Annotated in this window: 10 protein-coding genes and 1 pseudogene; 10 read left to right on the top strand and 1 reads right to left on the bottom strand. The window is 52.9% G+C overall.

Annotation, left to right across the window (positions count from 1 at the left end):
- Window positions 1–76: 76 nt before the first annotated feature.
- The 10 genes and pseudogenes from FPL14_RS29820 to FPL14_RS08780 all read left to right on the top strand — a co-directional run.
- Window positions 77–259 (top strand): annotated as a pseudogene (locus tag FPL14_RS29820) (SRPBCC domain-containing protein); the annotation flags it as partial.
- A gap of 293 nt (window positions 260–552) precedes the next feature.
- A complete protein-coding gene (locus tag FPL14_RS30280) occupies window positions 553–687 on the top strand; it encodes a hypothetical protein (protein ID WP_267875408.1) in 135 nt (44 codons plus the stop codon).
- The gene (locus tag FPL14_RS08815; protein WP_229263848.1) at window positions 684–2,795 is read left to right on the top strand and encodes a hypothetical protein; all 2,112 of its coding nucleotides are present in this window, start codon (window positions 684–686) and stop codon (window positions 2,793–2,795) included. Before FPL14_RS30280 ends, FPL14_RS08815 begins: the two co-directional genes overlap by 4 nt.
- 22 nt (window positions 2,796–2,817) lie before the next feature.
- Window positions 2,818–3,987, top strand: coding sequence for a HEAT repeat domain-containing protein (locus tag FPL14_RS08810; protein ID WP_182302632.1), 1,170 nt, complete (start codon window positions 2,818–2,820; stop codon window positions 3,985–3,987).
- A 68-nt stretch (window positions 3,988–4,055) separates the two neighbouring features.
- Window positions 4,056–5,456, top strand: a complete 1,401-nt coding sequence (locus tag FPL14_RS08805; RefSeq protein ID WP_182303917.1) for a glycosyltransferase family 2 protein — start codon at window positions 4,056–4,058, stop codon at window positions 5,454–5,456.
- A 32-nt stretch (window positions 5,457–5,488) separates the two neighbouring features.
- Window positions 5,489–6,292: a response regulator gene (locus tag FPL14_RS08800; protein WP_182302631.1), complete on the top strand. Its 804-nt coding sequence runs from the start codon at window positions 5,489–5,491 to the stop codon at window positions 6,290–6,292.
- 28 nt (window positions 6,293–6,320) lie between these two features.
- The gene (locus FPL14_RS08795) at window positions 6,321–7,673 is read left to right on the top strand and encodes a nucleotide sugar dehydrogenase (protein WP_182302630.1); all 1,353 of its coding nucleotides are present in this window, start codon (window positions 6,321–6,323) and stop codon (window positions 7,671–7,673) included.
- Complete coding sequence (locus FPL14_RS08790; protein WP_182302629.1) at window positions 7,660–8,604, top strand: glycoside hydrolase family protein; 945 nt, start codon at window positions 7,660–7,662, stop codon at window positions 8,602–8,604. The genes FPL14_RS08795 and FPL14_RS08790 overlap by 14 nt, the downstream gene beginning before the upstream one ends.
- Window positions 8,605–8,609: 5 nt before the next feature.
- A complete protein-coding gene (gene glmM, locus FPL14_RS08785) occupies window positions 8,610–9,968 on the top strand; it encodes a phosphoglucosamine mutase (RefSeq protein ID WP_182302628.1) in 1,359 nt (452 codons plus the stop codon).
- Between the two features lie 54 nt (window positions 9,969–10,022).
- On the top strand, window positions 10,023–11,261 hold the full coding sequence (locus FPL14_RS08780; RefSeq protein ID WP_182302627.1) for a copper amine oxidase N-terminal domain-containing protein: 1,239 nt from the start codon (window positions 10,023–10,025) through the stop codon (window positions 11,259–11,261).
- Between the two features lie 125 nt (window positions 11,262–11,386).
- On the opposite strand, the gene FPL14_RS08775 is transcribed toward FPL14_RS08780, so the two are convergent.
- Window positions 11,387–11,929: a DoxX family membrane protein gene (locus FPL14_RS08775; RefSeq protein ID WP_182302626.1), complete on the bottom strand. Its 543-nt coding sequence runs from the start codon at window positions 11,927–11,929 to the stop codon at window positions 11,387–11,389.
- Between the last annotated feature and the right edge of the window lie 5 nt (window positions 11,930–11,934).

Genomic DNA, 11,934 nt, shown 5'->3' with positions numbered 1-11,934 from the left:
TTCCATTTGTGATTCATGTCCATATACAATAACACGAAGTTGGTTAAATAGAGAAGAAAATAAAGAGGATCGAGAGTTTGATCTGAAGCCGGGCGGTACGTGGGAAATTATCATGCACGGTCCTGTCGGCGTTGAGTTCCCCAACACCAACGTTTTTGTCGAGATCGTCAAACCCGAGCGAAACGTCATCCGACATGCCGTAATTCCTCATTATCTGGCGACAGCCATCTTCGAGGATCTGGACGGGAAGACTAAACTGGCAAGTCTGCTGTATGAGTTAGTAATAGGTCATCCTCGCAATGATGCTCCAGATGACCGCCGCTTATCGTCTGTCTAAAAATGCTTCCCCCGACTCCGGTTTGATGAGAATAAACCGCTTAAGATTGCCGGGCATTCTCTCATTTATTATTAAAGTTCTAAAAAATTATTAATGCCGGGAAGGCCCGAGTTTGGTTGAACGGCTTAATTGGGGTGTGCTACATTATTGGAGCGCAACCCCCGGATGGGAAAGCCATCCTTTTTGGTATGATGACAAACACGAGGAAGGTCGCGATGAAAAAGTTATTCAAGAACGGATTCGTCAGATTGGGACTTGTCCTTGCAATCGCGGGCGGAGCGCTTGCGTATTGGCTGATGCCTCCTGTCGCCAAGGTAGAAAGCGCGAGCTCGGCAATGGCGTCAAGGTGACATTCAAGACGAACGGAACCCAAATCGAACAATATCGCAACCAATCTTGGAACCCTTATTTTGCTAAAGGGGTCAATATGGGAGCCGCCGTTCCCGGACACTTTCCCGGCGAGCTTGAGATTTCGAAGGACGATTATATGAGATGGTTCGGGATGATTCAGGAGATGGGCGCCAACGTCATCCGCGTGTACACCATTCTGAAGCCGGAGTTTTACGAATCGTTGGTCCGATACAATGCGAAGCATCAGGATAATCCGCTCTTCTTCATTCAAGGAGTATGGAGCCCGGAAGAGCAGCTGATCGCCGGCCAGAACGCCTTTGATCCGAAGGTCAAACAGAAGTTTGAAAAAGAGATTCAAGAAGCCGTAGAAGCGGTATATGGAAATATCGATCTCGAAGCCGAGGCGCATTCCGGCAAGGCCAGCGGGAATTACGTATTTAATGCCGGGCCTTATCTCATGGGATGGATCGTCGGAACGGAATGGGATCCGGTGATGGTGCATAGAACGAATAAGAACAATCCGGATGCGGCCGACTATAAGGGTGAACATTTTCAAAGCAAACCCGGGGCAAATCCCTTTGAGAAATGGTTGGCCGAGATGGTCGACATCACGGCCGCAACGGAAGCGAAGCACGGATGGCAGCATCCGATCGCCTTTTCCAATTGGGTGACTACCGACCCGCTCGAACATCCGGGCGAGCCGCTGGTCGCCGAAGATATGGTCAGCGTCGACCCGACGCACATCGCCGCCGTAGATTGGGGTGCCGGTTATTTTGCCTCCTATCACGTGTATCCTTATTACCCGGACTTCTTCACCTTCGACAAGTCGTTTCAGACGTTGAAGAACGATAAAGGGGAAGCGGATAGCTACAAAACCTATCTTCGCAAGCTCAAGAAATACCACGGCGATATGCCGATCATGATTACCGAGTTTGGCGTTCCGGCCTCTCAAGGCATTGCCCATACAGGGATGCTCGGACGCAATCAGGGAGGACACGACGATAAGACGCAAGGAGAGATGGATGCGGATATGTTCCGTCAGATCCATCAGGAGGGATACTCCGGCGCGATCTTGTTCACCTGGCAGGACGAGTGGTTCAAGAAAACCTGGAACACGATGCATTACGACATTCCCGACCGGCGAGCCTATTGGTACAACGCGCTCACGAACGAATCCCATTTCGGCGTGCTCGGCATGTATCCGGGCAAGGACGACGTGATTCGCATTGACGGGGATGCTTCGGACTGGGACAAGCTTGAGGATGGGGATAAGACCAAGCTGGATATGCAAATCGAAGGCTTCAATGAAATATGGGCCACTCACGATGAAGGGTATCTCTATCTCTTGGTTAAATTATCCGAATCTTTAGAATTTTCTAATCATTCTATTTATTTGGGGTTCGATACGTTAAAGGGAGGCAATCGCCATGCGCCGCAGCTTCAGGGAAAGACGCTGGACGAAGGCCTGGAAACGCTGATCGAACTCGATAACGAGGATAAAGGGCAGATGATGATTGCCTCCAACTACGACCTCCATACCCGATTCTATGGCAAGCTATCGAACATATTGGATTATGATCCCGAAGAATTGGAGGACGACAGCGGACTGTTCAAACCGTGGAAGCTGGTCGTGAATTATTTGCTCGAACACCCGGATGCCCGCGTCGATCATCCCTTCGGCGATATTGGAGTAGGAGATTTGCAGAGAGGAACGAGCGATCCGCAAGATCCGAACTACAATTCCAAGACGATGTGGCAGGCCAAGGGCAATGTGCTGGAAATTCGGATTCCTTGGATGCTGCTGGGATTCAGCGATCCTAGCTCGCTCAACGCCATTAGCTATACGGACACGGGATCGAAGGAATTCGAATCCGTGAAGGTCGAGGGCGTTCGCATTGTGCCATGGATTGTCCGCAAGGGTTCGAAGGAAGTCGTCGGACTTGAAGACAGCGGTCCTTATCGGGTATCGCAGCTTCCGCTCTACACTTGGCAGAGGTGGGAAGATATCGACGTCGAGTACGTGGAACGCCCGAAACAGAGCTACGGAATCATGCAAAAAGCGATGCGGGAAGCGGATCAACCGGTGAATCAACCGGTATCCAAGTAACCATGAAGGAAGGGTTCTATTTGTGTATATCAACATTGATGTGGCGATCCGATTTTTGTATGTTCTCATCGCTTTGAATGCGGCCTTCGCCGTCGTGGTGTATGCCCTGAAAATCAAAAATCTGAGAAGAACCGGAACGGAGCGCAGGTTCGAGCTCAAAATCAAGGATTACTTCACCTATGTCCTGGCCAATATCGAAGGAAAAGAAGCGTTGAATCCACCGCCGTTTGCATGGAACAAAGCGGAGCAACGCGCGATGCAGGAGCGCTTGAACGATATGATCGAGAACTTTACCGGAACGGCTCGCGACAAATGCAGGGAGCTCTGCGAACGATTGGGCATGGTGCAATACCACATGGACCGATTGAACAAAGGCTCCTATTCCGTGAAACTCGATGCGGCGTATCACTTGGGCTGCATGAGAGTGCGGGAAGCCGTTCCGGCTTTGCTTCGGCTTCTCCAATCGCACCAACGGAATTCTTCTCTCTTCGTCATCGCCCGTTCGATTGCGAAGTGCGCTCGCAACGAACAAGACGTCAAGGACATGGTGCAGGTTGTTCTGAGGCATAACAAGGGATTTTACGATTTGCTGGTCGACATGGTGAAAGAAGCGGATGTCGACCACGGGGCTCTGTTCGCCGAATTCATTCAACGGGAGAGCCATGAATTCATACACGTCGGCTTGCGCGGATTGAAGGACTATACCGAGCCGAAGGTAGCATCGGCGGTCTATCGGCTTATCGATTCCCCGGACGCCGCCATTCAATATAAGGCCGTGGAAATCTATCTGAAATCCGTTCATTTTATTCCCCGCAACGTCGTGCAGAAGCTGCTTCGGCATTCGACGGACGAGGTGCGCGTCATCGCGGTTCAAGCGATCGCCGATCTGAGGCTGGTGACGTATATCGATGTCATGAGAAACGCTTTGCTGGATGAAAGCCGGCGGGTATCCGAGGCCAGCGCGCAAGGGTTATGGCTTCTTGGAGAAGGCGGAATCGCCCAATTGTGCGAGGCTGCCGCAGAGGCAAGGGGGTCGGCGCAAGGGGAATTCCTCCGCGGACTTATCGAGGATCATATCCAATCTCTATCGTCGCGGCTCCATGACCTTGACCGACTCACCCGGTATAATTCGTTGGTTTATCATTACGAGAAAAAGTTCGGCAAGAACAAACGAATCTATCGGGTTGTGTAGCTAACAGGTTTGGGAGGGAAACGAAAATGAGGGTACTGGATTACTATTTGCAGCAAGCCTTGAACTTCTTGCGCGACTTTCTACTAGGCTACGGCTACTTCGCCATGTATTACGCATTGGCGATTACGTTCATCTATTTCCTGATCTTCGGCCTATCGATTCGGCATACGCTCCCTCTTCAACGGGGGATCCGATACAATCGCGTACAGAAGCTGTCCGGCTCGGAGCACGTACCGGCGGTGTCCTTATTGGTCCCGGCGTATAACGAAGAGTTAATGATTAAAGAAAACGTGCGTTCTCTATTGGCTTTGAATTATCCGGAATACGAGGTCATCGTCGTGAACGACGGCTCGAAAGACAATACGGCCAACATCATGATCGAAGAGTTCCAGCTCCGTGAAATCAAGCCTATTGTTGCAAGCCATATCAAAACCGAAAGAGTCAGAGGCTATTATCACAATCCCGAATATCCGAACCTGTATTTCATCGATAAGGACAACGGAGGGAAAGCGGACTCCTTGAATGCCGGGATCAACCTTTCCCGCCATCCGTTGATTTCTACGATCGATGCGGATTCGCTGCTGGAGAAGGATGCGCTGACCCGAATCGCCCGAGTGTACATGGAAAATCCCGAAGAGACCGTGGCGGTCGGGGGCAACGTTCGAATCGTCAACAGCTGCACGGTAGAGGACGGAATGGTCAAGAACATCCGGTTCCCCAAGCAATGGTGGCCGGCCCTCCAGAACGTCGAGTATATGAAAGCCTTCTTGGGCGGTCGGATCGGCTGGAGCGCCATAAACGGATTGATTATCGTATCCGGCGCCTTCGGCGTGTTCCAGAAGGATAAAGTAATCGCGGTTGGCGGCTACCGCGGCGGATATCCCGGGGAAGACATGAACATCGTCATCAAGCTGCATCGCTACTGCCTGGAGAACAAAATCCCTTATCATGTCGCTTTTTGCCCGGATGCCGTGTGCTGGACGCAAGCGCCGGATACGTATCGGATTCTAAGCAGCCAACGGATGCGTTGGGGCCGCGGCAACCTGAAGAACATGGTCGAGGAAGGCGTTCATATGATCTTCCGCCCCCGCTACAAAGTATTCGGGCTGTTGACGCTTCCATACAATATTCTGTTCGAAACGTTAAACCCGTACTTTCGTTTGAGCGGCTTAATCGCCATGATCGGCTATTGGCTGCTGAATATGGCGGATTGGAAGACGGTCGCCGTCTTTATGCTGGTGAACTTCTTCTCCTGCTTCATCCTTAGCCTCGGCGCTTTGTTCATTGAGGAAAAGGCGTTCAGCCGCTATCCGAAGCTGAGCGATCTCCATAAGATGATGCTCTACTCTTTCCTTATGTTTCTCGGATATCGTCAGGTCGGCGTTCTCTGGAGGTTCTTGGGACACATCGACTTCTTCCGCAACAACAATTCGTGGGGAACGATGGTTAGAACCAATTTTAATAAATAAGATCATGCCCATCGATTAAAGGAGTGGAGAAAATGGCCGTTGTGATTCGCAACAGCATTCAGGACATCACGCTGCAGCTACTGCATTCTATTCATTTGGCGACTCAGAAGAGCGCTTCGTGCGGAGTCGTATTGGCTCCTTGCGCGAGTATGAACCCCAAAGCGCTTGAACAGGCGAAATTGCGGATGAGCGGCAACGATGCCTCTCTATCGGTTCAGTTGAGCTATGACGATCCGAATCAGGTTCTGTGCGCCGTATTGGAGGGAGCGACCTTGGGCAGCGCCCATTACGCGTCCCTCGCTTTAAAGGATTTTCTCCACAGCCAGCATCTGCTGCAAGGGCAAGTGGTTGTCGCCGGCTTTCCGGAGAGCGGAAAACCGACGGAGTCCGCAATCGGGGCATTCCTGCAGCGGGCGATCCGAAGCAAAGGGGAAGAAGGAGATATTCACTTCTTTACGGCGACCAATGCCGAGACGTCCGTCCTGATTGCCGATCCCGACGATCTCGTTCGCGAATTCATCAAGGTTCGGTTGGAGCTGAAGGGATATCGCGTCTATGAGGCCAAGGACGGACAGGAGGCTTACGACGTGTTCGTTCGCACGTTTCCGGACCTTGTCATTACCGAATTGAACTTGCCTATCCTGGACGGATACCAGCTCATTCGCAGCATTCAACGCCATGATTCGCATGAGGGCAAGGCGATCGTACTGACGGACAAGCAGCTCTCGGAAAACAGAAGTCGCGCTTACGAATCGGGAGCCGCCGACTATGTGACCAAGCCGCTGTCGATTTCCGAATTGGAATGGAAAATCAAGAGACTGACGACAAACTCATAATCTTGCGAGATCGAGGAGCGGATCATAGATGAAATACACCTTGTTAAAAGAAAACTTGCAGAATAAAACGGCGAAGGTAGGCGTCGTGGGCCTGGGGTACGTCGGATTGCCGCTGTCGATGGAGATGGTCAAGGGCGGCTTCACCGTATACGGAATCGACTTGGACCAACATAAGGTGGAGACCCTTCTTGGCGGGGAGTCCTATATTCAAGACGTGCCCAGCTCCGCGGTGGCCGATGCCGTGATCAGCGGGAAGCTCGTGCCGACGAACCGATACGAGACGATTCGGGAATTGGATACGATCAGCATCTGCGTACCGACCCCGTTAAGCGAGAACCAGGACCCGGACACCTCCTACATCGTGAGCGTCGTGAACGAGATCAAGAAATATATCAAGAAGGGAACCTTGATCGTTCTAGAAAGCACGACGTATCCCGGAACGACGGAGGAATTGATTCAATATGAGCTTGAGGCTATGGGGTTAACGGCTGGCCGGGATTTCTTCCTGTGCTTCTCGCCGGAACGCGTTGATCCCGGGAATCCCAACTTCAATACTTACAATACGCCCAAGGTCATCGGCGGAACGACCGAGCGGTGCAAGGAGCTTGGCGTCACGCTGTACAACAACGTGGTCAAAACCGTCGTTCCGGTGTCTTCGCCTAAAGTCGCGGAGATGTCGAAGCTGCTTGAAAATACGTTTCGCAGCATCAACATCGCGTTCGTCAACGAATTGGCCATGATGTGCGATCGCATGGCGATCGACGTATGGGAAGTCATTCGGGCGGCTTCCACGAAGCCGTTCGGGTTCATGACTTTCTACCCGGGGCCGGGAATCGGCGGTCACTGCATCCCGCTCGACCCGATGTATTTGTCCTGGAAAGCCAAGGAATTCCGCTTCTACAGCAAGTTTATCGAATTGGCTCAATCGATTAACGATAATATGCCGGAGTACGTATTGAACAAAACGGCCCAGGTGCTGAACGTATACGCCAAGTCGATCCGCAATTCGAAGGTTCTGATCTTAGGTATGTCCTATAAGCCGGATATCGACGATCTGCGTGAATCTCCCGGTCTGGAAATCTATGAATTGTTCAAAACAAGCGGAGCGAAGGTCGACTATTACGATCCGTATGCGACCTCGTTCAAAGACGAGCAGGACCGCGTCGTTCACTCGGTCAAATACGATCCCGACGCATTCGCTCAATACGATTGCATGGTGCTGATCACCAATCACCGAAGCTTCAGCTATCATGAGCTGGCGGAGATGGGCGTTCCGATCATCGATACGCGCAACGCTTTTGCCGATATCAAGTCGGACAACATTCATAAGCTGGGAACCGGAATCCAATACAAAGAAGCGAAAGTTCTTGTCGGTGCCTAATCTCGAATCTCCAAGAAAGGCAGTACTCATTAAAATCATTTTGATCGCCGCGCTCGTCTGCGCGGCGATCGCAACGGTTCTTATGCTGAGACGAGAATTCGAAAGGCCGCCAGTCATCGCAACCTGGGTATGGGACACGGAATCTTTAATGAAGGACAGAAGCGACTTGCTCGATTTTGCCGAAGACCAAGGAGTGAATGTGATCTTCCTGCACGTCGATCGGAAATCCGAAGACTTCGCACCGTATCGGGCCTTCGTCGAGGAGGCGCATGAATTGGGGATGGAAGTCGAGGCGCTGGGAGGAGATCCGACCTGGGGATTAACCGAATATCGACGGGAAATCGACTCCTTTATCGAGTGGCTCGAAGACTATCGCGAAGCCGCGGGCGAATGGGCCGCGTTCGACGGTATCCACGTAGATATCGAGCCTTATCTGCTGGAGGAATGGGAGCGGGAGCGCGACGAGATCGTACGCCAATGGATGGGCAATATGGCGTATTTGGTCGACAGGATGAAGCCGCATGCATCCTTGCGCATATCGGCCGATCTTCCTTTCTGGATTCATAAGGTTCCGACCCGCGAGAACGTGAGCCTGGGGGCCTGGATGCTCGAACGGCTCGACCGCGTTGTGCTCATGAATTACCGGAATTTCGCCGTGGGAGAGAACGGCATCATAGACAACGCCCTGCCGATGATCAAAGAAGGCACTAAAGCTGGGAAACCGGTGATCATTGGTTTGGAAACGGCCCCTACCGACGAGGGGGAGCACGTTACTTTTTATGGACAAGGGACTGCCGGCATGCATCGGCAAATGCAGTTGAGCCATAGGTTCATGCGGCGGTACTCCGGATATGGAGGCTTCTCCATTCATGACTTCAAGAGTTGGAGGGAAGCCTCGGAGTCCGGCAGGCAAGAAGGAAGGGAAGGATAACGCGTATGGGAAAATATTTCGGAACGGACGGAGTAAGAGGCGTCGCGAACGGGGAGCTGACTCCGGAGCTGGTATTTCGATTAGGCCGATCAGGCGGTTACGTATTGACTCGGAATAAGCAAGGGCAACGCCCTGTTATTCTCATCGGGCGGGATACGCGCATTTCGGGAGAAATGCTGGAGGCGGCTCTTGTGGCAGGCCTATTATCGATCGGCGCGGACGTCCTGCGCTTGGGGGTCATCTCTACGCCGGGCGTGGCGTACTTGACGAAAGCTAGGGGGGCGGATGCCGGGGTGATGATTTCCGCGTCGCATAACCCCGTGGCGGATAACGGGATCAAATTTTTCGGAGGCGACGGCTTTAAGCTGTCGGATGAACTGGAGGCGGAGATCGAATCGCTGCTGGACGCGGATGAAGATCGGATTCCTCGCCCGATCGGCACGGAAGTAGGGGCGGCACTGGATGATCTCGAAGGCGGGCAAGCCTACGTTTCCTACTTGAAATCGACGGTCAATCAACGCTTCGACGGGCTCAAGGTCGTTCTGGATTGCGCCAACGGCGCGGTATCGAGGCTCGCGCCCCGGCTTTTCCGCGATTTGGGCGCGGACGCGATCGTGCTGGCCGATCAACCGGACGGGCTGAATATTAACGAGAATTGCGGCTCCACGCACCCCGAAGCGGTTCAACGGGCGGTTCTGGAGCATCGGGCCCATCTGGGTCTTTCCTTCGACGGGGACGCGGATCGGCTCATTGCGGTCGACGAGAAGGGAGCGATCGTGGACGGGGACCACATTCTTTTTATCCTGGCCGAATTCATGAAGAAGCACCAACGGTTGAATCGCGACACCGTGGTTTCTACCGTGATGAGCAATCTGGGCTTCTACAAGGCGCTGGAGAGCAAAGGGGTAGAAGCCAAACAAACCAAGGTCGGAGATCGCTACGTGTTGGAGGAAATGCTACAAGGCGGATACAACCTGGGCGGGGAACAGTCGGGTCATGTCGTCATGCTGGACTACAGTACGACCGGAGACGGCATGCTGTGCGCGATTCAGCTGATGAACGCGATGAAGGCCGAAGGCCGGCCGTTAAGCGGGCTTGCCCAAGGCATGGTCAAGTATCCGCAGCTTCTTGTAAATGTACGGGTAGAGGACAAGTCGAGGCTGACGGGCAATCCCCGAATCGAGGCAACCGTCAGGTCGGTAGAAAACCAGATGGGCGGAAGCGGAAGAGTGCTCGTTCGTCCTTCGGGCACGGAATCGATCGTCCGGGTCATGGCTGAGGGGCCGGATGAGCAACGGCTTGCCAACTTTGTCGATCTTCTTGTCGAAGTCGTCAAGGAAGAGCTGGCATTCCATCCGGCTTAACGAGATCGAAACCGCCCATGACGGGGCTTTTACTTTTTCCCGAGGTGGCAGGCTATGAAGAGATGGCTCATCTGTTTGTTAACGATCGCCCTTAGCGCCGCTATTTTCGCGCCAACCGCGCCTGCCGCTTCCCGGATCCGAGTCGTCGTCGACGGGCAGGTTGTGACTTTCCCGGACGAGCCTCCGTATGTCGATCGTAAATCCAGCCGTACGATGGTACCGGCCAGATTCGTAGCCGAAACGCTGGACGCCAAGATGAAATGGAACGGACGATTGAACCAGATGACTTTCGCGTATAGGGATCAAACGGTTCTCTTGACGATCGGCCATAACGTGGCGCAAGTGAACGGAAAGCCGGTAGCCTTCGATCCGCCCGCGACGACCAAAAACAACCGTACGATGATTCCGCTTCGGCTGATCGGCGAAATCTTTCAAGCGCAGGTGGAATGGGACGCGAAAAGCAATCTGGCCGTCGTGACGACTTCGGCGAAAATTCCAAAAGGCACGTGGATCTGGGACGCCGGCCTTATCGAGAAAGAGCGGGATCGTATCCTGAGCTTTGCAAGCGAGCAAGACGTGACTGCGATTTACCTTCACGTGAATAGGGATATCGCGCCTGCCGTGTATGAAGATTTTGTTCGAAGGGCCACGGAGCGGCAAATCCGGGTGGAGGCGCTGGCCGGTCGCCCCGAGTGGGCTTTAACGACGAATCGGGCCCCTATTAAATCCTTCATTTCCTGGACGCTGCAATACAATGCTTCCGTCGGGGAGGAGGCGCGTTTCGACGGCCTGCATTTCGATATCGAACCGTATCTGTTGGCCGATTGGCAAACCAACTCCAAGCGCATTCTTGAACAATGGATACATAACCTGAGATGGATTGAACAGGAAGCCGAAGGAAGCGGATTGAAGATGACGATGGACGTTCCTTATTGGCTTCCTGACATGAAGGTGCCCGACACCGACTACAGCCTGAGCGCGTGGCTGTTGGAGAAGTTCGATTGCCTCGTCATCATGGATTACCGCAATCATGCGCTGGGGAACAACGGGATCGTCGACAATGCCCATGACATATTGCGAGAAGCCTCCGCGCTTAACAAGCAGGCGATCGTGGCGGTGGAGACCGCCAAAAGCTTGGAGGGCGATCGCGTTTCGTTCTATGCCAAGAGCGCCGAATACATGGAGCAAGAGCTGCAGACCGCGCATCGGGAGCTTTCCCAATTTGCCGGCTATGCGGGAATGGCTATTCATGACTACAAAAGCTGGGCTGCAATGGTTGGGGAAGCCGAGTAAACAGGCATTTCTGATCGGGCCGGCCAAACGAAAAAACTTTATACGCATCATAGAAAAGACCGTCAGGATGAGTTGAGATCATCCCGACGGTCTTTCATCATACGAAGAGTTATAACTATGATCTGTTATTTAGCTAGAATGCCTGCGCCCGTAGCCGGATCTTTCGGCTTGCGGTGGAAGAGGCGATCCGTGCCTTTGTGAAGGAGCGGAAGGACGTAACGGTCAAGTCCGAAGCGACCCGCGTTCGTTCCGGCGACGACGACCAGCAATCCGAGAAGCGTTAGCCAAGGGTTCGTGCTTACGGTTCCGGCGAACATGAACATGAAGTTCATTAAGAGTCCGAAGAATGCGGCCGTCAGGGTCAACGTACCAAGGATGAGACCAAGACCTACTAGGAACTCTCCCCAAGGAATCAAGATGTTTATGATTTTAACGTTCGGCAGCGCGAAGTTTTCTAGGAAAGCAAGGTAAGTCGGGTAGACCGCCTCGCCCGTTGCCTTATCGACGACCGGATTATTAATGGCTCCATTCAAGAATCCTCCGGCGTTGAAAGGCGTTGCGCCAGTGATTTTATGCCATCCTGCGGTGATCCAAGCATATCCGACCACGAAACGGACAATGGTGACGAGGACTGCGGCTATACGATTCTCTCTCCATAATTTTAACATGACAC

Origin of the sequence: Cohnella cholangitidis, assembly GCF_014107495.1 — a bacterium.
In the GTDB taxonomy this organism is placed as follows: Bacteria; Bacillota; Bacilli; order Paenibacillales; family Paenibacillaceae; genus Cohnella; species Cohnella cholangitidis.
This window is presented reverse-complemented; position numbering and strand designations above follow the sequence as displayed.